The organism is Burkholderia sp. BCC0398 (genome assembly GCF_902833245.1).
Classification (GTDB): domain Bacteria; phylum Pseudomonadota; class Gammaproteobacteria; order Burkholderiales; family Burkholderiaceae; genus Burkholderia; species Burkholderia sola.
The window spans coordinates 119,806-141,064 of the sequence record NZ_CADFEM010000013.1 but is presented as its reverse complement, the minus strand read 5'-3'; the positions used below and the strand labels follow the sequence as shown (position 1 = coordinate 141,064).

The 21,259-nt window shown below is 67.2% G+C and carries 22 protein-coding genes; 16 read left to right on the top strand and 6 right to left on the bottom strand.

The window, feature by feature from the left end; translation table 11 throughout:
• Positions 1–180: 180 nt before the first annotated feature.
• Entirely contained in the window at positions 181–432 is a 252-nt protein-coding gene (locus HWX76_RS26665; protein ID WP_050014749.1) for an accessory factor UbiK family protein, read from the bottom strand.
• Positions 433–788: 356 nt separating this feature from the next.
• On the opposite strand from HWX76_RS26665, the gene HWX76_RS26660 reads away from it, so the two are divergent.
• From HWX76_RS26660 to ptsP, 7 genes are all read left to right on the top strand, one after another.
• Positions 789–1,127: a P-II family nitrogen regulator gene (locus tag HWX76_RS26660; RefSeq protein WP_006398175.1), complete on the top strand. Its 339-nt coding sequence runs from the start codon at positions 789–791 to the stop codon at positions 1,125–1,127.
• A 37-nt stretch (positions 1,128–1,164) separates the two neighbouring features.
• Positions 1,165–2,688 (top strand): ammonium transporter, encoded by a 1,524-nt coding sequence (locus HWX76_RS26655; RefSeq protein WP_176016570.1) that lies wholly within the window; start codon positions 1,165–1,167, stop codon positions 2,686–2,688.
• A 243-nt stretch (positions 2,689–2,931) separates the two neighbouring features.
• Entirely contained in the window at positions 2,932–4,221 is a 1,290-nt protein-coding gene (gene gshA / locus HWX76_RS26650; RefSeq protein WP_050014757.1) for a glutamate--cysteine ligase, read from the top strand.
• 27 nt (positions 4,222–4,248) lie between these two features.
• Complete coding sequence (gene gshB, locus HWX76_RS26645; protein ID WP_050014759.1) at positions 4,249–5,205, top strand: glutathione synthase; 957 nt, start codon at positions 4,249–4,251, stop codon at positions 5,203–5,205.
• Between the two features lie 231 nt (positions 5,206–5,436).
• Positions 5,437–5,907 (top strand): PTS fructose transporter subunit IIA, encoded by a 471-nt coding sequence (locus HWX76_RS26640; RefSeq protein ID WP_050014761.1) that lies wholly within the window; start codon positions 5,437–5,439, stop codon positions 5,905–5,907.
• A gap of 79 nt (positions 5,908–5,986) precedes the next feature.
• On the top strand, positions 5,987–6,256 hold the full coding sequence (locus HWX76_RS26635) for an HPr family phosphocarrier protein (RefSeq protein ID WP_006477716.1): 270 nt from the start codon (positions 5,987–5,989) through the stop codon (positions 6,254–6,256).
• A gap of 201 nt (positions 6,257–6,457) precedes the next feature.
• The gene (gene ptsP, locus HWX76_RS26630; RefSeq protein WP_050014919.1) at positions 6,458–8,230 is read left to right on the top strand and encodes a phosphoenolpyruvate--protein phosphotransferase; all 1,773 of its coding nucleotides are present in this window, start codon (positions 6,458–6,460) and stop codon (positions 8,228–8,230) included.
• A gap of 68 nt (positions 8,231–8,298) precedes the next feature.
• Here ptsP and moeB read toward each other — a convergent pair whose 3' ends face one another.
• The 3 genes from moeB to gpmA form a co-directional block, all read right to left on the bottom strand.
• Entirely contained in the window at positions 8,299–9,051 is a 753-nt protein-coding gene (gene moeB / locus HWX76_RS26625) for a molybdopterin-synthase adenylyltransferase MoeB (RefSeq protein ID WP_050014775.1), read from the bottom strand.
• 104 nt (positions 9,052–9,155) lie between these two features.
• The gene (locus tag HWX76_RS26620) at positions 9,156–10,709 is read right to left on the bottom strand and encodes a S41 family peptidase (protein ID WP_050014777.1); all 1,554 of its coding nucleotides are present in this window, start codon (positions 10,707–10,709) and stop codon (positions 9,156–9,158) included.
• A gap of 236 nt (positions 10,710–10,945) precedes the next feature.
• Positions 10,946–11,692, bottom strand: a complete 747-nt coding sequence (gene gpmA, locus HWX76_RS26615) for a 2,3-diphosphoglycerate-dependent phosphoglycerate mutase (protein ID WP_050014779.1) — start codon at positions 11,690–11,692, stop codon at positions 10,946–10,948.
• A gap of 136 nt (positions 11,693–11,828) precedes the next feature.
• Between gpmA and HWX76_RS26610 the strand changes: the two genes are divergently transcribed.
• The 5 genes from HWX76_RS26610 (at position 11,829) to HWX76_RS26590 (ending at position 14,749) form a co-directional block, all read left to right on the top strand.
• Complete coding sequence (locus HWX76_RS26610; protein WP_050014781.1) at positions 11,829–12,251, top strand: rhodanese-like domain-containing protein; 423 nt, start codon at positions 11,829–11,831, stop codon at positions 12,249–12,251.
• Entirely contained in the window at positions 12,248–12,508 is a 261-nt protein-coding gene (grxC, locus tag HWX76_RS26605) for a glutaredoxin 3 (protein ID WP_006477722.1), read from the top strand. Before HWX76_RS26610 ends, grxC begins: the two co-directional genes overlap by 4 nt.
• A 108-nt stretch (positions 12,509–12,616) precedes the next feature.
• The gene (secB, locus tag HWX76_RS26600; RefSeq protein ID WP_089488845.1) at positions 12,617–13,108 is read left to right on the top strand and encodes a protein-export chaperone SecB; all 492 of its coding nucleotides are present in this window, start codon (positions 12,617–12,619) and stop codon (positions 13,106–13,108) included.
• A gap of 25 nt (positions 13,109–13,133) precedes the next feature.
• Positions 13,134–14,132: an NAD(P)H-dependent glycerol-3-phosphate dehydrogenase gene (locus tag HWX76_RS26595; RefSeq protein WP_050014785.1), complete on the top strand. Its 999-nt coding sequence runs from the start codon at positions 13,134–13,136 to the stop codon at positions 14,130–14,132.
• Positions 14,133–14,224: 92 nt separating this feature from the next.
• The gene (locus HWX76_RS26590) at positions 14,225–14,749 is read left to right on the top strand and encodes an O-acetyl-ADP-ribose deacetylase (RefSeq protein WP_050014787.1); all 525 of its coding nucleotides are present in this window, start codon (positions 14,225–14,227) and stop codon (positions 14,747–14,749) included.
• 34 nt (positions 14,750–14,783) lie between these two features.
• Here the strand turns inward: HWX76_RS26590 and trmL are convergent, their stop codons facing one another.
• The gene (trmL, locus tag HWX76_RS26585; RefSeq protein ID WP_050014789.1) at positions 14,784–15,254 is read right to left on the bottom strand and encodes a tRNA (uridine(34)/cytosine(34)/5-carboxymethylaminomethyluridine(34)-2'-O)-methyltransferase TrmL; all 471 of its coding nucleotides are present in this window, start codon (positions 15,252–15,254) and stop codon (positions 14,784–14,786) included.
• A gap of 100 nt (positions 15,255–15,354) precedes the next feature.
• Positions 15,355–16,152 (bottom strand): phosphoribosyltransferase family protein, encoded by a 798-nt coding sequence (locus HWX76_RS26580; protein ID WP_050014792.1) that lies wholly within the window; start codon positions 16,150–16,152, stop codon positions 15,355–15,357.
• An 81-nt stretch (positions 16,153–16,233) separates the two neighbouring features.
• Between HWX76_RS26580 and HWX76_RS26575 the strand changes: the two genes are divergently transcribed.
• From HWX76_RS26575 to ctaD, 4 genes are all read left to right on the top strand, one after another.
• Positions 16,234–17,199: a methyltransferase domain-containing protein gene (locus HWX76_RS26575; protein WP_050014794.1), complete on the top strand. Its 966-nt coding sequence runs from the start codon at positions 16,234–16,236 to the stop codon at positions 17,197–17,199.
• 195 nt (positions 17,200–17,394) lie between these two features.
• Positions 17,395–17,919 (top strand): DUF2244 domain-containing protein, encoded by a 525-nt coding sequence (locus tag HWX76_RS26570; protein WP_176016569.1) that lies wholly within the window; start codon positions 17,395–17,397, stop codon positions 17,917–17,919.
• 55 nt (positions 17,920–17,974) lie between these two features.
• Positions 17,975–19,573 (top strand): cytochrome c oxidase subunit II, encoded by a 1,599-nt coding sequence (coxB, locus tag HWX76_RS26565; protein WP_124556152.1) that lies wholly within the window; start codon positions 17,975–17,977, stop codon positions 19,571–19,573.
• Positions 19,574–19,616: 43 nt separating this feature from the next.
• A complete protein-coding gene (ctaD, locus tag HWX76_RS26560; protein WP_050014798.1) occupies positions 19,617–21,224 on the top strand; it encodes a cytochrome c oxidase subunit I in 1,608 nt (535 codons plus the stop codon).
• Positions 21,225–21,259 lie beyond the last annotated feature (35 nt).

Here is a 21,259-nt window from a genome sequence, read left to right as displayed (position 1 = left end):
GGGGAAAGAACGAGGTGTTGCGAACGACGAACAGCGATGGACTGCGAAGAGCGATGGACTACGAAGAGCGGAGGGTGCAGCGAAGAACGACGGACGACGAAGCGGGGCGGAACGGCTTCGGGTGGCGGGCGCAGGCCGCACGACGCGGCCCGCGCCCGGACCTTGCGGCCGGGTGGGGCGTCAGGCCTGCGGGGCGGCGAGCCTCTGCTCGAGTTCCGCGACGCGCTTTTCGAGTTCCTCGAGCCGCACGCGGGTGCGGGCGAGCACCTGTGCCTGGGTGTCGAATTCCTCGCGCGTGACGAGGTCGAGCTTCGAGAAGCCTTGCGACAGCATGGCCTTCACGTTGCGCTCGACGTCCTTGGCCGGCGAGTTTTTCAGCAAATCGCTGACGCGCGACTGCAGATCGTTGAAAACGTCGCTGGGTTGCTTCATGTGATTCCCCTTCCTTGCACAAAAAATGTGCATCTTCAGTTGCGTACGTGCCCATGATGCACGCATGACCGGAAATGGTGCGCGCGGGGCGCGAATTCCGGGCATGGCGCCCGCATGGGTGAATGGCCCGGCGATCCGGGACGTGCGTGCACTCTAGCAACGATCCTTTCGCCGCGCCAGCAAACCGGCCGATGTTGGCCATTCGGCCGGGCTTCGGCGCCTTACACCGCGGGATATGACCCCGTTCCGGAGCCCTTCGAGACGGTGTTCGGGCCAACATGGCATGCGAGTTGCTGAGAAGAGTCCGTTACAACATTCCAACTCTATTCGACGGGACAACCCAGCGAGAGGACTTCATGAAACTCATTACCGCAATCATCAAGCCGTTCAAGCTCGATGAGACGCGCGAGGCGCTGTCGGCGCTTGGCGTCTCCGGCATCACGGTGACGGAGGTGAAAGGGTTCGGGCGCCAGAAGGGGCATACCGAGCTGTACCGCGGCGCCGAATACGTGGTCGATTTCCTGCCGAAGATGAAGATCGAGGCGGCCGTGTCCGACGATCTCGTCGACCAGGCGGTGGAAGCGATCGAGCGGGCCGCGCGCACGGGCAAGATCGGCGACGGCAAGATCTTCGTCACGCCGATCGAACAAGTGATCCGGATTCGCACCGGGGAGACAGGCGCGGACGCGCTGTAACAGAACAGACAAGACAAGCGACAAGAGGAAACCCAAGATGCGCAAACTTCTGATGTCCCTGCTGATGGCCGGCTCGCTGATCGCGGCCGGCGTCGGTTCCGCGCTCGCGGACGACGCGGCGTCCGCCGCGGCTGGTTCCACCGCGGCTGCTTCGGCACCCGCCGCCACGGCTTCCGACGCATCGGCTGCCGCAGCCCCGGCCGCTTCTGCGCCGGCCGCCGACGCATCCGCCACCGCCGCTGCCGCACCGGCTTCGGGCGCGACCGACGCATCGGCTGCCGCCGCCGCGTCCGCGCCGGCCGCCCCGGCTGCGCCCACCGCCCCGTTCTCGGTCGATTCGTCGAAGATCAGCGCGGGCGACACCGCGTGGATGCTGACGTCCACCGCGCTCGTGCTGTTCATGACGATCCCTGGCCTCGCGCTGTTCTACGCGGGCATGGTCCGCAAGAAGAACGTGCTGGCAACCGTGATGCAGAGCTTCGCGATCACCGCGGTGATCACGGTGCTGTGGACGGTGGTCGGCTACAGCCTCGCGTTCACGCCGGGCAACGGCTTCATTGGCGGCCTGTCGCGCGTGTTCCTGCACGGCATGAACTACATCAAGGGCGACAAGGCGACCACGCTGACCGTCAGCCACCTCGCGTCGACGATTCCGGAATCGGTCTACTTCGTCTACCAGATGACGTTCGCGATCATCACGCCGGCGCTGATCTGCGGCGCGTTCGCCGACCGGATGAAGTTCTCGGCGATGCTCGTGTTCATGACGCTCTGGTCGCTGATCGTCTATGTGCCGATCGCGCACATGGTGTGGGAGCCGAGCGGCTGGCTGTCGGCCGACGGCGTGCTCGACTTCGCGGGCGGCACGGTGGTGCACATCAACGCCGGTATCGCGGGCCTCGTGTCGTGCCTCGTGCTCGGCAAGCGCGTTGGCTACGGCCGCGAATCGATGGCGCCGCACAACCTGGTGCTGACGATGATCGGCGGCTCGATGCTGTGGGTCGGCTGGTTCGGCTTCAACGCGGGTTCCGCGGTCGCGGCCGACGGCCGTGCCGGCTTCGCGATGCTGACGACGCAAGTCGCCACCGCGTGCGCGGCGCTCGGCTGGATGTTCGCCGAGTGGATCGCCAAGGGCAAGCCGTCGGTGCTCGGCATCGTGTCGGGCGCGGTCGCGGGTCTCGTGGCGATCACGCCGGCAGCCGGCTTCGTCGGCGTACCGGGTGCGCTCGTGATCGGCATCGCGGCGGGCGTGATCTGCTTCTGGTCGGCGACGTGGCTCAAGTCGAAGCTCGGCTACGACGATTCGCTCGACGCGTTCGGCGTGCACGGCATCGGCGGGATTCTCGGCGCACTGCTGACCGGCGTATTCGCGGTCAAGGACATCGGCGGCTTCGACGGCAGCCTGCTGCTGCAGGCGAAGGGCGTGCTGATCACGCTGGTCTACAGCGGCGTGCTGAGCTTCGTGCTGCTGAAGCTGATCGACCTGACGATCGGCCTGCGCGTGACGGAAGAGGAAGAGCGCGAAGGTCTCGACGTGATCCTGCACGGCGAGCACGTGGAATAAGTCACACGAATCCATGGCGGGCCGCCGCGCAGACGGCGCCCGCCCCGAATGAGCGCAGCGACTTCGACCCGCCCACCCGGCGGGTTTTTTTTCTCCTGTCACCCACTGCCGTAGCGGATAACCCTTCACGCTATCGGGTCAATAGCCGAAAACTTCCTCGTAACCCTTGCGAAGCCGGGAACAATCCCCAAATGGGCAAGGCAATTGCTCTACAATCTTCATTCTCCCGCTCGCGAGTGATTCATGGTTCCCCACCTCGTTACCGCGTTGAACGGTCCGCTGCTCGAACTCGAGCAGAAGATCCTCGACGCGACGCCTGCGATCGAACGCTGGTTCAGGCTCGAATGGCAGGAACACACGCCGCCGTTCTATTGTTCGGTGGACCTGCGCAATGCCGGCTTCAAGCTGGCGCCCGTCGACGCGAACCTGTTTCCCGGCGCGTTCAACAATCTGCCGTCCGAAGTGCTGCCGCTCGCCGTGCAGGCCGCGATGGCCGCGATCGAGAAGATCTGCCCGGACGCGAAGAATCTGCTCGTGATTCCCGAGCTCCCGACCCGCAACGCGTTCTACCTGGAAAACGTCGCGCGGCTCGCGACGATCATGCGCCAGGCCGGCCTGCACGTGCGCTTCGGTTCGCTCGACCCCGGCATCACCGACATGACGCCGATCACGCTGGCCGACGGCCAGAAGATCGTGCTCGAACCGCTCGAGCGTTCGCAGCGCCGCCTCGGCCTGAAGAATTTCGATCCGTGCTCGATCCTGCTGAACAACGACCTGTCGGCCGGCATCCCGGCCGTGCTGGAAAACCTGCACGAGCAATATCTGCTGCCGCCGCTGCACGCGGGTTGGGCCGTGCGCCGCAAGTCGACGCACTTCGCGTGCTACGACGACGTCGCGAAGAAGTTCGCGAAGATGGTCGGCGTCGATCCGTGGATGGTGAATCCGTATTTCGCGCACGTGGAAGGCGTCGACTGGCAGGCGCATGAAGGCGAGCAGGCGCTCGCCGACGCGATCGACGGCGTGCTGAAGAAGATCGCGCGCAAGTATCGCGAATACGGGATCAGCGAGAAGCCGTACGTCGTCGTGAAGGCCGACGCGGGCACCGCGGGCCGCGGCGTAATGACCGTGCACGACGCGGCCGAGATCGGCCGCATGACGAAGGCCGAGCGCGCGCAGATGGCCGAATCGAAGGCCGGCCTCGCGGTGCGCGACGTGATCGTGCAGGAAGGCGTCTACACGTTCGAGCGCGTCGGCGACGAAGTGGCCGAGCCGGTTGTGTACATGATCGACCGCTACGTGGTCGGCGGCTTCTACCGCACGCACGGCGGCCGCGAGCGCGACCAGAACCTGAACGCGCCCGGCATGCATTACGTGCCGCTCGGCTTCGAGCACACCGCGCTGCCGGATGCAGGCGCCAAGCCGGGCGCCGCGCCGCCGAACCGTTTCTACATGTATGGCGTGGTCGCGCGGCTGTCGCTGATCGCGTCGTCGATCGAACTGGAAAAGACCGACCCCGAAGCCATCCAGGTGTAACGGACCTTCGCTACGTACAGGACCCGCATGGACATTCTTTTTATCGCCGACCCGCTCGAGCGTTTCAAGATCTACAAGGATTCGACCTACGCGATGATGGCGGAGGCCGCCCGGCGCGGGCATGCGGTGTACGCGTGCGAACCGCGCCATCTCGCGTGGACGGGCTCGGCGGTCGAGGCCGACGTGCGGCGCATCACGTTCGTCGGGGAACTGGACGACCTGCATCGCGACACCTGGTTCGAAGCCGGCGCGGTCGACGCGCGCCGTCTCGAATCGTTCGGCGCGGTGCTGATGCGCAAGGATCCGCCGTTCGACATGGAATACGTGACGTCGACGTGGCTGCTCGAGCTGGCCGAGCGCGCCGGCGCACGCGTGTTCAACAAGGCGCAGTCGATCCGCGATCATTCGGAGAAGCTCGCGATCGGCGAGTTTCCGCAGTTCGTCGCGCCGACGCTCGTCACGCGCGACGCGCAGCGTCTGCGCGCGTTCCACGCCGAGCACGGCGACGTGATCCTGAAGCCGCTCGACGGGATGGGCGGGATGGGCGTGTTCCGCGTGAAGCCGGACGGCATGAACCTCGGCTCGATCGTCGAGATGCTGAGCCACGACGGCACGCGCTCGGTGATGGCGCAGAAGTTCATTCCCGAGATCAAGGCCGGCGACAAGCGCATCCTGCTGATCGGCGGCGAGCCGGTGCCGTATTCGCTCGCGCGGATTCCGCAGGGCAGCGAGGTGCGCGGCAATCTGGCCGCGGGCGGGCTCGGCGTCGCGCAGCCGCTCACATCGCGCGATCGCGCGATCGCCGACACGCTGGGGCCGGTGCTCGCGTCGCGCGGGCTGCTGCTGGTCGGGCTCGACGCGATCGGCGACTGGCTGACCGAGGTGAACGTCACGAGCCCGACGTGCTTCCGCGAGATCATGGAGCAGACGGGCTTCGACGTCGCCGCGATGTTCATCGACGCGCTGGAGCGTGCGGCCGCGTAGGCCGCCTCCCGCGCAACTCCGGCGGCGGCCGCGCAGGTCCCCCGTCGCCGGAGCAGCTTGATCGGCCTGCTACAATGCCCGCTTGCCCGGTGCCGTGATCGGCGCACCGAAGGCCCGGCGGTCGGGCCGACACTGTTGCAAGGCTGAACATGAAACGTTCCCCATACTCGCTACGCTCATTGCCCCGCCGCGGGGTATCGGCCCGCCAGGGGCGGCCGGGAGCGATTTGACATGGCCGGGATCCTGATCATCGCGCACGCGCCGCTCGCCACCGCGCTGCGGGACTGCATCGCGCACATCTACGGCGGCGTGCCCGCCCGCATCGGCTGCATCGACGTGATGGCCGACAGCGATCCGGCCCAGGTGATGGCGTTCGCGCACGCGGAACTTGCGCGGCTGCGCGAAGAGAACGGCGTGGTCGTGCTGACCGACATGTACGGCGCGACGCCCGCGAACATCGCGGGCCAGCTCGCGAAGCTCGACAACGTGCGCGTGCTGGCCGGCGTGAACCTGCCGATGCTCGTGCGGGCCGTCTGCTACCGCACCGTGCCGCTCGACAAGCTGGTCGACAAGGCGCTGTCCGGCGGCGCGAAGGGCGTCCACGAGGTGTCGTCCGGCACGCCGCCGCCGCCGAGCGAAACCGGCTGCGGCCAGTGCGCGCCGATTCCGCCCGAACCGCAGCCACGCACCGAATCGCCCTGAGCCTCCGTCTCCGTTTTTCGTTTTAGACCGACCCGCCTGCGCGCGCCGCCGGCGGTCCCGACCGATCCGACCGAGAATCATGCTTCAACAAGAAACCACCATCGTCAATAAATTGGGGCTCCATGCGCGCGCATCGGCCAAGCTTACGCAACTGGCCGGCAACTTCCAGTCGGAAGTCTGGATGACACGCAACGGGCGCAAGATCAATGCGAAGAGCATCATGGGCGTGATGATGCTGGCGGCCGGCATCGGCAGCACCGTGACGATCGAGACCGAAGGTCCCGACGAGCGGGAAGCGATGGACGCGCTGCTGAAGCTGATCGCCGACAAGTTCGGCGAAGGCCAGTGATCGCGACGCGCGATCGTTGCCGTTTCCAGTCGGAATGCCGCGGATGTCGCGGCATTTTTTTCGTCGGAAGCATTGATGCGAAATGCGCAATGCTGCGCTGCATGCAGTCAACAGGGAGTCGCGGAATTTATAATCGCTAACCGGGGTCATAAGCGCATCACAGCAGTGTGCCGCGGCTTTACTTGTACAGAGGAGGTGCGCGTGTCCTTCACGCTGCATGGCATTCCCGTCTCACGAGGTATCGCGATCGGGCGAGCGTACCTGATCGCGCCGGCGGCGCTCGACGTCGCCCATTACCTGATCGAGGTCAACCAGACCGACGCCGAGGTCGAGCGGTTCCGCACGGCGCTCGACGTCGTGCGTCGCGAGCTCGAAGCGCTGCGCGCCGACCTGACCGACGACACGCCGAGCGAAGTCGGCGCATTCATCGACGTCCACACGATGATCCTGAGCGACGAGATGCTCGTGCAGGAAACCATCGACCTGATCCGCACGCGCCGCTACAACGTCGAATGGGCGCTGACCGAGCAGCTCGAACTGCTCACGCGCCATTTCGACGACATCGAGGACGAATACCTGCGCGAGCGCAAGGCTGACATCGAGCAGGTGGTCGAGCGTGTGCTGAAGGCGCTCGCCGGCGCGCCGTCCGCGTCGCAGGCGCTCGATCGCGCGGCCCGCAACGGCACGAACGAGATGATCGTCGTCGCGCACGACATCGCGCCGGCCGACATGATGCAGTTCAAGACGCAGTCGTTCCAGGCGTTCGTCACCGATCTCGGCGGCCGCACGTCGCACACGGCGATCGTCGCGCGCAGCCTCGGCATTCCGGCCGCGGTCGGCGTCCAGCATGCGAGTTCGCTGATCCGCCAGGACGACCTGATCATCGTCGATGGCGACCAGGGCATCGTGATCGTCGATCCGGCGCCGATCGTCCTCGAGGAATACTCGTATCGCCAGTCCGAGAAGCTCCTCGAGCAACGCAAGCTGCAGCGCCTGAAGTTTTCGCCGACGCAAACCTTGTGCGGCACGAAGATCGACCTGTACGCGAACATCGAGTTGCCCGACGACGCGAAGGCGGCCGTCGAGGCCGGCGCGGTCGGCGTTGGTCTGTTTCGCTCCGAGTTCCTGTTCATGCATCAGAAGGCGATGCCGGAAGAGGAGGAGCAGTTCGCCGCATACAAGCGCGCCGTCGAGTGGATGAAGGGCATGCCGGTGACGATCCGCACGATCGACGTCGGCGCCGACAAACCGCTCGAGGCGCTCGACGAAGGCTACGAAACGGCGCCGAACCCGGCGCTCGGGCTGCGCGCGATCCGCTGGAGCCTGTCCGAGCCGCAGATGTTCCTCACGCAGTTGCGCGCGATCCTGCGCGCGTCCGCGTTCGGCCAGGTGAAGATCCTGATCCCGATGCTCGCGCATGCGCAGGAGATCGACCAGACGCTCGACCTGATCCGCGAGGCGAAACGCCAGCTCGACGACGCGGGGCTCGCATACGATCCGAACGTGCGCCTCGGCGCGATGATCGAGATTCCGGCCGCGGCGATCGCGCTGCCGCTGTTCCTGAAGCGCTTCGATTTCCTGTCGATCGGCACGAACGACCTGATCCAGTACACGCTCGCGATCGATCGCGCCGACAACGCGGTCGCGCACCTGTACGACCCGCTGCATCCGGCCGTGCTGCACCTGATCGCGTACACGTTGCGCGAGGCGAAGCGCGCGGGCGTGTCGGTGTCGGTGTGCGGGGAGATGGCGGGCGACCCGGCGCTCACGCGCCTGTTGCTCGGGATGGGGCTCACCGAGTTCTCGATGCACCCGAGCCAGTTGCTCGTCGTGAAGCAGGAGATCCTGCGCGCGCACCTGAAGGCGCTCGAGAAGCCGACGGCCGACGTGCTGGCCGCGTTCGAGCCGGAAGAAGTGCAGGCGGCGCTGCAGCGGCTGTCGGTCGCCGAGCCGCGCGCGGATGCGGCCGCGTAGGCGTTTTCGCCGCCGCTAACGGTAGAGAAGTGTCACGCATGCGCGCTCTGGCGCATGCCCGTCGCGCGTCAGTGCCGGCCCCCGCACACGGGGCAGTCGGCCTGGCGCGCGATCTTCATCGTCGTCCATTCCATTCGCAGCGAATCGAGCATCATCAGCCGCCCGCTGAGCGTCTTGCCGATGCCGCCGATCACGCGCAGCGCCTCGGCCGCCTGCATCGCGCCGATGATCCCGACGGTCGGCGCGAACACGCCCATCGTCGCGCACGCGACTTCCTCGAACGGCTGGTCTTCCGGGAACACGCACGCATAGCAGGGCGCGGCTGCGTCGCGGAAATCGAACGTGCTGATCTGGCCGTCGAAGCGCAGGGCGGCGCCCGACACGAGCGGCACGCCGTGCGCGACGCATGCGCGGTTGATCGCATGCCGCGTCGCGAAGTTGTCGGTGCAGTCGAGCACGACGCTCGCGTGCGGCACGTGCGCATCGAGCCACGCGTCGTCGACGCGCGCCGCGACCGCGTTCACCGTCACCTCGGGATTCAGCTGCGCGAGCGCGTCGCGCCCCGATTCGACCTTGCTGCGGCCGACCGACGCCGTCCCGTGCAGGATCTGCCGCTGCAGGTTCGTGAGGTCGACCGTATCGGCGTCGACGAGCGTGAGCGTGCCGACCCCCGACGCCGCGAGATACATCGCGGCCGGCGAGCCGAGGCCGCCCGCGCCGACGACGATCGCATGCGCATCGAGAAAGCGCTGTTGCGCATCGATGCCGATTTCGTCGACGAGGATGTGGCGGGAATAGCGAAGGAGTTGATCGTCGTTCATGGGGAATCGTGAGCGAGGCGGGCGGACGTTCGTTATTTTAGGCGCGCATGAAAAACGGGCCATCGCGGTCTTCCCGCGATGGCCCGTTGGATGCCGCCCGGCGCTTACTGCGGCGCCGACGCGGGCTTCGGTGCGGAAGCCGGCTTCGCGGCGCTCGCGCCCGATGCCTTCGCCGCCGTGGCGGCCTTGGCGGCCGGGCCCTTCGTCGTGCTCTCGGCGAGCAGCGACTTCGACGCCTGGACCGGCTTGCCTTCGAGCTTGTTGAGCGCCTGCTGCATCATGAAGTCGTCGGCGCTGCCGAACTCGATCGGCTTGCGATCGCGATCCTTCTGGCGTTGCTCCGGCGTCTTCTTGTCGTTCTGCTCCTCGAGAATGCGCAGCTGATCCAGCCGGCGCTGCTCGCGCTCTTCCTGTTCCTTCTTCTCGTTCGGGTCCTGCGTGTTCGCGAGGTGGTTCGTGTAGTCGACCTCGCGCGTCACGAGCACGTCGTCCGGATCGCCGTCCGCGTACTGATCGACCGGCACGTCCGGCGTGATGCCCTTGTTCTGGATCGAACGGCCGCTCGGCGTGTAGTAGTACGCGGTGGTCAGGCGCAGCGCGGTGTCGGCCGTCATCGGGCGGACCGTCTGCACCGAACCCTTGCCGAACGTCGTCTTGCCCATGATCTGCGCGCGCTTCGAATCCTGCAGCGCACCGGCGACGATTTCCGACGCGGACGCCGAATACGCGTTCGTCAGCACGATCATCGGCACGGTCTTGAAGACCGGCGGCAGGTTCTTCAGCGGATCGCCGTCGAAGGACGGCAGGCGATAGTTGTCGTACGTATCGCGGTAGACCTGCTTCGAATCGGGGATCTGGCCGTTGGTCGACACGACGACCGAGTCGGGCGGCAGGAACGCGCCGGCCACGCCGACCGCGCTCTGCAGCAGGCCGCCGCCGTTGTTGCGCAGGTCGAGGATCAGGCCCTTCAGGTTCGGCTGCTGGCGCGCGATGTCCTGCAGCTTCTGCGCGAGATCGGGTGTCGTGCGCTCCTGGAAGCTCGTGATGCGGACGTACGCGTAGCCCGGATCGAGCATCTTCATCTTCACGCTCTGGACCTTGATGATCGCGCGCGTGACGGTGACCGGGAACGTGCGGTCGTCGCTCTTGCGGAAGATCGTCAGCGTGACCTTGGTGCCCGGCTCGCCGCGCATCTGCTTGACGGCCTTGTCGAGCGTCATGCCGCGCACCGGCTTGTCGTTGATGCGCGTGATCAGGTCGCCCGGACGGATGCCGGCGCGGAACGCGGGCGTATCCTCGATCGGCGAGATCACCTTGACGAGGCCGTCTTCCTGCGAGATCTCGATGCCGAGGCCCGCGAAGCGGCCCTTCGTCTGCTCCTGCAGTTCGTCATAGTCGGTCTTGTCGAGGAACGACGAGTGCGGGTCGAGGCTCGACACCATGCCCTTGATCGCGGCCGTCAGCAGCTTCTTGTCGTCGACCGGTTCGACGTACTCGCGCTTGATCTGCCCGAATACTTCCGCGAACAGGCGGAGCTGGTCGAGGGGAAGCGGCGCCGTGGCGGTCTGCTCGGCCGATGCGGAAACCTGCAGCGTGGCGAACACGCCCGTGGCGAGGCCCGCGGCAATCAGGCCGATGTTCTTCAAATTCATTCGCATAGAGAGTCTGGTGCGGTCGGGAAGCGCGTGGCGGTAGCGGGGATGTAGCGGACAAGTATAACTGTTCGTCCGATTACTCAGTGGAACGGCGCGAAAAGCGTCGAAAAGGCCGCTGAGGGCCCGGCCGGGGCGCCGCCGGGCGCGCTGCGGGGTTCGAAAGCGGATTCGACCGCGGCAGGGCCGGGAAGGTTCGCGCGGCGTGCGGGCCGAGGCCGGGCCCGGCGCCGCGCCGGGCGTCAGCCCGCCTTGCCCTGCTTCGCGACGGCGGCCTGCGCCTGCGCGATCGCGTCCGCGTCGCCGAGGTAGTAGTGCTTGATCGGCTTCAGGTTCTCGTCGAGTTCATACACGAGCGGTACGCCGTTCGGGATGTTCAGGCCGACGATGTCGCTGTCCGAGATGCCGTCGAGGTACTTGATCAGCGCGCGCAGCGAGTTGCCGTGCGCGGCGATCAGCACTTGCTTGCCGGCGCGCACCGCCGGCGCGATCGACTCGTTCCACAGCGGCAGCACGCGCGCGACCGTGTCCTTCAGGCATTCGGTGAGCGGCAGCTGCTCGCGCGGCACCTTCGCGTAGCGCGGATCGTTGAACGGCGCGCGCTCGTCGGTCGGCTCGAGCGCGGGCGGCGGCGTGTCGTAGCTGCGGCGCCACACGAGCACCTGCTCGTCGCCGAACTTCGCGGCCGTTTCCGCCTTGTTGAGGCCCGACAGCGCGCCGTAGTGGCGCTCGTTCAGGCGCCACGAATGGACGACCGGCAGGTACATCAGGTCCATCTTGTCCTGCACGTGCCACAGCGTGCGGATCGCGCGCTTGAGCACCGACGTGTACGCGATGTCGAACGTGTAGCCGGCCTCCTTGAGCAATTCGCCGGCCTGGTAGGCCTCGTTGCGACCCTGTTCGGTCAGGTCGACGTCGACCCAGCCGGTGAAGCGGTTTTCCTTGTTCCACGTCGATTCGCCGTGGCGGATGAGAACGAGTTTGTACATGGATCTTGCGGTCGGTAGTGAGAGGGAAGCGGGGCGCGTCGCGCGGCGCCCGGACCGGGCCCGCCATCGCGCAAGGCGGTTATTTTATAATGGCCGGATTGTCCTCATCCGATTTCTCTTTTTCCGGCGACATTCCGTGACGTTCTTTACCAATTACACGAACCTGGCCCTTATCGCGATCCTGCTGGTTTCCGGCGGCCTGCTGGCATGGCCGGCCCTGCGCCGTGGCCGCGGCGGCCTGTCGGCCGCGGAGGCGACGCAGCTCATCAATCGCCGCAACGCGGTCGTGATCGACCTGCGCACCGCGTCCGATTTCGCCGCCGGCCATCTGCCGTCGGCGCGTCAGGTCGCGGCGGGCGAGATCGGCGCGAAAATTGCGCAGGTCGCGAAGAACAAGAGCACCCCGGTGCTGCTCGTCTGCCAGAACGGCCAGCAGTCGCAGAAGGCGGCGCGCGAGGTCGAGGCGGCGGGTTACGCCGAGGTGCACGTGCTCGAGGGCGGCGTGGCCGCCTGGCAGCAGGCCGGGATGCCGGTCGTCAAACAAGGAGTGGCGAAGTGAACAAGGTTTTGATGTACAGCACGCAGGTGTGTCCGTATTGCATGCAGGCCGAGCGCCTGCTGAAGCTGCGCGGCGTCGAGCAGATCGAGAAGGTGCTGATCGATCGCGATCCGGCCCGCCGCGAGGAAATGATGACGCGCACGGGGCGCCGCACGGTGCCGCAGATCTATATCGGCGACACGCACGTCGGCGGTTACGACGATCTGTCGAAGCTCGACCGCGAAGGCGGCCTCGTGCCGCTTCTGCAAGCGGCCTGATTAGGGCAGAATGGCCGCCGGCCGCGCCGCGGGCTTGGGCGCGCAGGATTCATCCGTGGCGGCCGGCGAACAGCCGGGCCGCCCCGTCACCACTTTTAGGGAAACACCATGTCCGACGTCGAAAACCAACCGTTCTTCAACATCCAGCGCGTCTACCTGAAGGATATGTCGCTCGAGCAGCCGAATTCGCCGGCGATCTTCCTCGAGCAGGACATGCCGTCGGTTGAAGTCGAAGTCGACGTCAAGGCCGACCGCCTCGCGGAAAGCGTGTTCGAAGTCGTCGTGTCGGGTACCATCACCGCGAAGGTGAAGGACAAGGTCGCGTTCCTGATCGAAGCGAAGCAGGCGGGCATTTTCGACATCCGCAACATTCCGGACGAACAGCTCGATCCGCTCGTCGGCATCGCGTGCCCGACGATCCTGTTCCCGTACCTGCGCTCGAACATCGCCGACGCGATCACGCGCGCCGGCTTCCCGCCGATCCACCTCGCGGAAATCAACTTCCAGGCGCTGTACGAGCAGCGTCTCGCGCAGCTTCAGCAGCAGGCCGGCGCGGCAGGTGCACCGAACGGCGCGCCGAATGGCACGACGCTGAACTGACGTTTCGCTCGGACCGGTGCTGGGTATGAAAGTAGCCGTTCTCGGCGCCGGTGCCTGGGGCACCGCGCTCGCGGGCCATCTGGCCGCGCGGCACGATACGCTTCTGTGGGCGCGCGACGCCGCGCTCATCGCCGGGCTGCAGGCCCGGCACGAAAATTCCCGCTATCTCGACGGCATCGCGCTGCCCGACGCGCTGCGCTACGACGCCGATCTCGGCGCCGCGCTCGCGCATGGCGCCGCGGACGACGCGCTGTGCGTGATCGCCGCGCCGGTGGCCGGGCTGCGCACGCTGTGTCACGCGATGCGCGACGCGGGCTGCGTGCCCGCGCACGTCGTCTGGGTCTGCAAGGGCTTCGAGGCCGACACGCATCTGCTGCCGCATCAGGTGATCGCGGCCGAGCTGCCCGAACAGCAGAGCAACGGCGTGCTGTCGGGGCCGAGCTTCGCGCGCGAGGTCGGTCAGTCGCTGCCCGTCGCGTTGACGGTGGCGAGCGCGTCGGCCGAATGCCGCGAGCGCACGCTTGCCGCGTTCCATCACGGCGCGATGCGGATCTATACGGGCGACGACGTGGTCGGCGTCGAGGTCGGCGGCGCGGTGAAGAACGTGCTGGCGATCGCGACCGGCATTTCCGACGGCCTCGGCCTCGGGCTGAACGCGCGCGCCGCGCTGATCACGCGCGGCCTCGCGGAAATGTCGCGGCTCGGCGTGGCGCTCGGCGGCCGCGCGGAAACCTTCACGGGCCTCACGGGCCTCGGCGACCTGATCCTGACCGCGACGGGCGACCTGTCGCGCAACCGCACGGTGGGCCTGCAACTGGCGGCCGGCCGCACGCTGAACGACGTCCTCGGCGCGCTCGGCCACGTGGCCGAAGGCGTGCGCTGCGCGCAGGCCGTGCTGGCGCTCGCGCGCGCGCAGTCGATCGACATGCCGATCACGCAAGCCGTGTGCGGCGTGCTGTTCGACGGGATCGCGCCGCGCGACGCCGTCAGCGGCCTGCTGCGCCGCGACGCGCGCGCCGAGTAGCACGGGCCGCGATCGCCCGGCACGATTGCGCCGGGCGCGCGGCGCCAAAGCGGACTACGCTTGAATCGTCTCCGGCGTTCCGCGAGGGTGTCATGCTGCAGATCCATTCCACCACGCTCGATGCGCAACGCGTCGACATCACGACGCTCGACGTCGATGCGATCGTCAACGCGGCGAACGGCTCGCTGCTCGGCGGGGGCGGCGTCGACGGCGCGATCCACCGCGCGGCCGGCCCCGGCCTGCTCGCCGAGTGCCGCACGCTCGGCGGCTGCGACACCGGCGACGCGAAGCTCACGCGCGGCCACGGGTTGCCTGCGCGCTACGTGATCCACGCGGTGGGGCCGGTCTGGTACGGCGGCGCACGCGGCGAAGCCGATCTGCTCGCGTCGTGCTACCGGCGCGCGATCGAACTGGCCGAAGAAGTCGCCGCGACGTCGATCGCGTTTCCGGCGATCAGTTGCGGTATTTATCGCTATCCGGCCGGCGAGGCCGTCGACATTGCAGTCGGCACCGTCGCCGAAATGCTGCCGCAGGCGCCGAGCCTCGCACGCGTGATATTCGCGTGCTTTTCCCCCGACATTTACGACCTGTACTGCGCGCGGCTCGCGCGAACCTGACGCCTTCAGCGCCGCGGGGCGCGTCCGGCGCGCGTCAGGCGCCGCCCTCGAAGCCGGCCTGGCGCCACGCCTCGAACACGACCACCGCGACCGTGTTCGACAGGTTCAGGCTGCGGTTGTCCGGCCGCATCGGCAGGCGCACGCGCTGTTCGTTCGGGAAGCGTTCGAGCAGCTCGGCGGGCAGGCCGCGCGTTTCCGAGCCGAACACGAACCAGTCGCCGGGCAGGAACGCGTGATCGTGGAAGCGGCCCGAGCCGCGCGTCGTGAACGCAAATATCCGCGCGGGATCGGGCACTTCGGCGGCGACGAACGCGTCCCAGTCGCGGTGCACGCGCATCTGCGCATACTCGTGATAGTCGAGGCCGGCGCGACGCATCCGCGCGTCGTCGAGCGGAAAGCCGAGCGGCTCGATCAGGTGCAGGTGCGCGCCGGTGTTCGCGCACAGGCGGATCACGTTGCCGGTGTTCGGCGGAATTTCGGGGGCGACGAGGACGACGTTGAACATGTTTCGGTTTGGCTGGGCCGACGGGGCCGCGCGATGCGCGCGGGTTCCCGGCCGGCCGGTTCGTGACGGCCGCCTGCGGGCGGCCGGCCTCTCTATCTAATTAATCCCTGGCGGTGCGCAGCGCAACCAGATTCGTCACGCGCACGGCGCCCGCCGCCTTCAGCGCCTGCGCGGCCGCCGCGAGCGTCGCGCCGGACGTCATCACGTCGTCGACGAGCGCGACGTGGCGGCCGGCGACGCCGCCTGCCACCGCGAAAGCCGCCATCACGTTGTCGCGCCGTGCGTGCCGGTCGAGCCGCGACTGCGGCGCGGTGTCGGCGACGCGCGCGAGCAAGGCTGCGTCCGCCGGCACGCGGAGCCGGCGCGCGAGCGGACGCGCGATCGCCCACGCCTGGTTGTAGCCGCGCGCGACGAGTCGCCGGTGCGACAACGGCACCGGCGCGACGAGATCGAAGCCGCTCGCGCCGCGCGTATCGTCGACCAGCCGCGCCAGCCGGGCCGCGAATTCGCCGCCGAGCGCGAGCCGTGCGTGAAACTTCAGGCCGCGCGCGAGTTCGTCGAGCGGCGCGCGGTAATCGGCGAGCGCGAGCGTCGCGTCGAACGGCGGTGGCGCGGTGCAGCACGTTTCGCACCGGTACGCGGACGTGCTACCGACGCCGCTGCGACCGCCGCCGCGTGACCGCGCGTGCCCGACACCGAGCGGCACCGCGCAAACCTCGCAGCGCAGCCGCGCTTCATTCCAGTACGCGGCATCGCAGGCGCCGCAAATCACCGCGTGTGACAAATTGCCGCACAATGCACAGCGATTCGGCAGCGTGACCGCGGCGACGCGCACGACCAGCGCGCGAACCTGCGACAAAACGACGCGCATCGTGCGCTCGGCGGAACCGCGGACCATCGCAACACTCCTGGCATGCCGCCTCAATGAAGCTTGCGAGGCGAGCGAGTATACTTCGGGCTCTTCGCCAGTGTGCCCGACATGTCCCCAGCTTCGACTTCCACCGGCCGTCCGGCCAATGACGCCAGGCGCCTGCGGCGGATCTTCGACCGCCGTGCCGCCACGTTCGACGCGGTTGCGTTCCTGCCGCGCGAGATCGCGCAGCGGATGAACGAGCGCCTCGAATACATCAAGGTGAGCCCCGCGGCCGTGCTGGACGCGGGCTGCGGCCCGGGCGACGACCTGCCGGCGCTGCGCGCGCGCTTTCCGGAAGCGCCGGTGTTCGGCGTGGACCTGTCCGGCGCGATGCTCGCGCGGGCCGGTCAGCGCGAGGTCGAGCAGACCACCTGGCGCCGCTGGCTGCCGGCGTCGCTCGGCCGGGCGCTGGGCCAGCGCGGCCCGCGCGTCGCGCAGGCCGACTTCGCCGCGCTGCCGTTTGCCGGCGGCGCGTTCGACCTGATCTGGTCGAATCTCGCGCTCCACTGGCATTCGCGTCCCGATACCGTCTTCCCCGAATGGCAGCGCGTGCTGCGCGTCAATGGGCTGCTGATGTTCAGCACGCTCGGCCCCGACACGCTGCGCGAGCTGCGCGCGGCCTGCGCGGACGCCGAAGCGGCGCTCGGCGTCGCGCCGCCCGCCGCGCGCGTGATCGATTTCGTCGACATGCACGACCTCGGCGACATGCTCGTCGAGAGCGGCTTCGAAATTCCCGTGATGGACCAGGAAGTGCTGACCGTCACCTACCAATCCCCCGATACGCTGCTCGCCGACGTGCGCCGCTGGGGCGCCTATCCGTTCGAGCGCACGGCGCCGCAGCATGCGACGCGGCGCTTTCGCGCGGCGCTCGGCGATGCGCTCGACGCGCGCCGGCGCGAGGACGGCACGATCCCGCTCACGTTCGAGGTGATCTACGGCCACGCATGGAAGGCCGTGCCGCGCACGACCGCGGAAGGGCACGGGATCGTGCGCATCGAGGACATCGGCAAGGGGCGTCCGAAGAATCGGTAAAGCGGTAAAGAGGGGTTTTGTTATGTCCGAAATTAGCGGCGCAAAGCGGGGTCGAATTGGCGGCAAAAACGGCCGGAAAGCTTGTCGCGCTTGGCTTGGCGGGCGATAGGCGCTTGCTTGTGGATGCCATTGAACCCGCCTATAATGCGTCAGCTTGTCGTCCCGGGGTCCCCGCAATACGGGGCGACGAGTCCGATGCAGGCATGCATCGCATGCCATTCGCGTGAGGCGGCGATGGAAGCAGCGAGCGTTTTGGCGAAGACGGCGGACAGCGAACCGGTCCTCGAAGACTGGCTGATGAAACGCAACTGTTCGGTGTCGCCACGCCAGTTCGTGCTGTTTTATGCGTCGCTCGCGGGCTTCTCGCTGGCGATCGCGGCGTTGCTGATGTGGAGAGGGGCCTGGCTCGTCATGCCCTTCACCGGCATCGAGCTGCTGGCGGTGGGTGTCGCATTTGCGATCTATGCTCGCCATGCGGTCGATTACGAGCGCATCAGGCTGTTTCCGCACCGGCTCGTGATCGAGCGGATGGATGCGGAGCGGCTCACGCAGATCGAATTCAACCCGCGCTGGGTGCGGGTCGAGCCGGGTGCGACGCCACGCGATCCGATTCGACTGGTATCGCGCGGGCTGACCGTCGTAATCGGGCAGCATCTCGCGCAGTACAAGCGTGCGCAGTTCGCCGACGAACTGCGCGTGTCGCTCAGGCGCTGCGGCTGACGAGGCGCAGTCATCGGCCGGAACGGGCCGGTGCTTGCGACGGGGGAGGGTTTGAATGGAAATTTTGGGTAAGGATGCTATGAAAACAATCAAGCGAGCCCTCGCGGGCGTGCTGGCATGCAGCGGATTGCTCTTTGCCGGTGCGGCCCTGGCGGTCGGTGATAGCCCGGGCGGCCCCCGTGTCAACGAGATCAACTTTCAGCCGCCTGTCACGAAGATCGCCGAGGAGCTCTACGATCTCCACACGATGATGCTGATCCTGTGTACGGTGATCTTCGTCGGCGTGTTCGGCGTGATGTTCTATTCGATCTTCGCGCACCGCAAATCCAAGGGCCACAAGGCCGCCAATTTCCATGAAAGCACGACCGTCGAGATCATCTGGACGATCGTGCCGTTCGTCATCGTCGTGCTGATGGCGCTGCCGGCGACGAAGGCCGTCGTCGCGATGAAGGACACGACGAACGCCGATCTCACGATCAAGGTCACCGGCTACCAGTGGAAGTGGGGCTACGACTACGTGAAGGGCCCGGGCGAGGGCATCGGCTTCCTGTCGACGCTGACCACCCCGCGCGACGAAGTGATGGGCAAGAAGCCGATCACCGACACCTATCTGCAGGAAGTCGACAATCCGCTCGTCGTGCCGGTCAACAAGAAGATCCGCATCATCACGACCGCGAACGACGTCGTCCACTCGTGGTACGTGCCCGCGTTCGGCGTGAAGCAGGATGCGATCCCCGGCTTCGTGCGCGACACGTGGTTCAAGGCCGACAAGGTCGGCACGTTCCGCGGTTTCTGTACCGAGCTGTGCGGCAAGGAACACGCGTACATGCCGGTCGTAGTCGAAGTCCTGTCGGACGACGACTACGCGAAGTGGGTCACCGCGCAGAAGGCGAAGCTGGCCGGCGCGGCGGTCGATCCGAACAAGGTCTACACGATGGCCGAACTCGTCGCGCACGGCGAGGAAGTCTACAAGGCGAACTGCGCGGCCTGCCACCAGGTGAACGGCAAGGGCCTCGGCGCATTCCCGGCGATGGACGGCAGCCCGATCGTGAACGGCCCGATCGCCGCGCACGTCGAGCGCGTGCTGCACGGCAAGGGCGCGATGCCGTCGTGGGCGTCGCTGTCGGACCTCGACATCGCTTCGGTCGTCACGTACGAACGCAACTCGTGGGGCAACCACAAGAACGACCTGCTGCAGCCGAAGCAAGTGGCCGACGCACGCAACGGCAAGCTGCCGGAAGACACGGCAGGCGCGGCGACGGCAACGGCCCCGGCCGAAGCGGCTTCGGCGCCGGCGCAAGCCGCGTCGGGCGCCGAGCAGCCGGCGGCAGCGGCATCGGCCGCGCTGTCGACGATCTACTTCGAGACGGGCAAGAGCGTGCTGCCGGCCGACGCGAAGGCGGCGATCGCCGCCGCGGCCGACTATGCGAAGGCGCATCCGGACGCGAAGCTCGCGCTGTCGGGCTTCACCGACAAGACGGGCTCGGCCGACGCGAACGCCGAACTGGCGAAGCATCGGGCGCAGGCCGTGCGCGATGCGCTGAAGGCAGCAGGCGTGGCGGAAGACCACATTATTCTCAAAAAGCCGGAAACGATCACGGGCGGGGCTGACGCGAAGGAAGCCCGGCGTGTCGAGATCGGCCCGGCGGCTTGACGTGTCGCTGAGTTAGTCGACGTATTCGCATTAGGAGATTCTCATGTCTAGCATCGGGCACGACGTAGCCGCGGACCACGCGCACGACGACCACGCGCACGAAGCCCCGCACGGCTGGCGTCGCTGGCTGTTCGCCACCAACCACAAGGACATCGGTACGCTGTACCTGCTGTTCTCGTTCATCATGTTCCTGTCGGGCGGCGTGATGGCGCTCGGCATCCGTGCCGAGCTGTTCGAGCCGGGCCTGCAGATCATGCGTCCGGAGTTCTTCAACGAACTCACGACGATGCACGGCCTGATCATGGTGTTCGGCGCGATCATGCCGGCGTTCGTCGGCTTCGCGAACTGGATGATTCCGCTGCAGATCGGCGCATCCGACATGGCGTTCGCGCGGATGAACAACTTCAGCTTCTGGCTGCTGCCGGTCGCGGCCGTGCTGCTGGTCGGCTCGTTCTTCGCGCCGGGCGGCGCGACGGCCGCCGGCTGGACGCTGTACGCACCGCTGTCGACGCAGATGGGCCCGGGCATGGACTTCGCGATCTTCGCGGTCCACATCATGGGCGCGTCGTCGATCATGGGCGGGATCAACATCGTCGTGACGATCCTGAACATGCGCGCACCGGGCATGACGCTGATGAAGATGCCGATGTTCGCGTGGACGTGGCTGATCACCGCGTACCTGCTGATCGCCGTGATGCCGGTTCTGGCAGGCGCGATCACGATGGTGCTGTTCGACCGCCACTTCGGCACGTCGTTCTTCAACGCGGCAGGCGGCGGCGACCCGGTGATGTACCAGCACATCTTCTGGTTCTTCGGCCACCCCGAGGTGTACATCATGATTCTGCCGGCGTTCGGGATCGTGTCGCAGGTGATCCCGGCGTTCGCACGCAAGACGCTGTTCGGCTATAGCTCGATGGTGTACGCGACGGCGTCGATCGCGATCCTGTCGTTCATGGTCTGGGCGCACCACATGTTCGCGACGGGCATGCCGGTCACCGGCCAGCTGTTCTTCATGTACGCGACGATGCTGATCGCGGTGCCGACGGGCGTGAAGGTGTTCAACTGGCTCGCGACGATGTGGCGCGGCTCGATGACGTTCGAAACCCCGATGCTGTTCGCGATCGGCTTCCTGTTCGTGTTCACGTTCGGCGGCCTGACGGGCCTGATGCTCGCGATGGCGCCGCTCGACATCCAGTATCACGGCACCTACTTCGTGGTCGCGCACTTCCACTACGTGCTGGTGGCCGGTTCGCTGTTCGCGCTGTTCTCGGGCTGGTACTACTGGGCGCCGAAGTGGACGGGCTGGATGTACAACGAGACGCGCGGCAAGATCCACTTCTGGGCGTCGATGATCTTCTTCAACCTGACGTTCTTCCCGATGCACTTCGTCGGTCTCGCGGGCATGCCGCGCCGCTATGCGGACTACCCGGCGCAGTTCACGGACTTCAACCAGGTGGCGACGATCGGCGCATTCGGTTTCGGCCTCGCACAGGTGTACTTCCTGTTCGCGGTCGCGCTGCCGGCCTACCGCGGCGGCGGCGACCTGGAAAAGGCGTCGGACAAGCCGTGGGATGGCGCGACGGGCCTCGAGTGGACGGTGCCGAGCCCGGCTCCGTTCCACACGTTCGAGCAACCGCCGCACGTCGAGTAAGTTTCACCGAGCGTTTCGCCGCTGCCTGCCGCGCA

Excerpts from the sequence above, each read along its gene's own strand:
- HWX76_RS26620 (WP_050014777.1), bottom strand. The coding sequence starts at position 10,709 with ATGCGAATGAATTTGAAGAACATCGGCCTGATTGCCGCGGGCCTCGCC.
- HWX76_RS26635 (WP_006477716.1), top strand. The coding sequence starts at position 5,987 with ATGCTTCAACAAGAAACCACCATCGTCAATAAATTGGGGCTCCATGCG.
- HWX76_RS26575 (WP_050014794.1), top strand. The coding sequence starts at position 16,234 with ATGTCCCCAGCTTCGACTTCCACCGGCCGTCCGGCCAATGACGCCAGG.
- trmL (WP_050014789.1), bottom strand. The coding sequence starts at position 15,254 with ATGTTCAACGTCGTCCTCGTCGCCCCCGAAATTCCGCCGAACACCGGC.
- HWX76_RS26665 (WP_050014749.1), bottom strand. The coding sequence starts at position 432 with ATGAAGCAACCCAGCGACGTTTTCAACGATCTGCAGTCGCGCGTCAGC.
- secB (WP_089488845.1), top strand. The coding sequence starts at position 12,617 with ATGTCCGACGTCGAAAACCAACCGTTCTTCAACATCCAGCGCGTCTAC.
- HWX76_RS26570 (WP_176016569.1), top strand. The coding sequence starts at position 17,395 with ATGCAGGCATGCATCGCATGCCATTCGCGTGAGGCGGCGATGGAAGCA.
- moeB (WP_050014775.1), bottom strand. The coding sequence starts at position 9,051 with ATGAACGACGATCAACTCCTTCGCTATTCCCGCCACATCCTCGTCGAC.
- ctaD (WP_050014798.1), top strand. The coding sequence starts at position 19,617 with ATGTCTAGCATCGGGCACGACGTAGCCGCGGACCACGCGCACGACGAC.
- HWX76_RS26580 (WP_050014792.1), bottom strand. The coding sequence starts at position 16,152 with ATGGTCCGCGGTTCCGCCGAGCGCACGATGCGCGTCGTTTTGTCGCAG.
- gshB (WP_050014759.1), top strand. The coding sequence starts at position 4,249 with ATGGACATTCTTTTTATCGCCGACCCGCTCGAGCGTTTCAAGATCTAC.
- HWX76_RS26595 (WP_050014785.1), top strand. The coding sequence starts at position 13,134 with ATGAAAGTAGCCGTTCTCGGCGCCGGTGCCTGGGGCACCGCGCTCGCG.
- HWX76_RS26660 (WP_006398175.1), top strand. The coding sequence starts at position 789 with ATGAAACTCATTACCGCAATCATCAAGCCGTTCAAGCTCGATGAGACG.
- coxB (WP_124556152.1), top strand. The coding sequence starts at position 17,975 with ATGGAAATTTTGGGTAAGGATGCTATGAAAACAATCAAGCGAGCCCTC.
- HWX76_RS26640 (WP_050014761.1), top strand. The coding sequence starts at position 5,437 with ATGGCCGGGATCCTGATCATCGCGCACGCGCCGCTCGCCACCGCGCTG.
- gpmA (WP_050014779.1), bottom strand. The coding sequence starts at position 11,692 with ATGTACAAACTCGTTCTCATCCGCCACGGCGAATCGACGTGGAACAAG.
- gshA (WP_050014757.1), top strand. The coding sequence starts at position 2,932 with ATGGTTCCCCACCTCGTTACCGCGTTGAACGGTCCGCTGCTCGAACTC.
- HWX76_RS26655 (WP_176016570.1), top strand. The coding sequence starts at position 1,165 with ATGCGCAAACTTCTGATGTCCCTGCTGATGGCCGGCTCGCTGATCGCG.
- HWX76_RS26590 (WP_050014787.1), top strand. The coding sequence starts at position 14,225 with ATGCTGCAGATCCATTCCACCACGCTCGATGCGCAACGCGTCGACATC.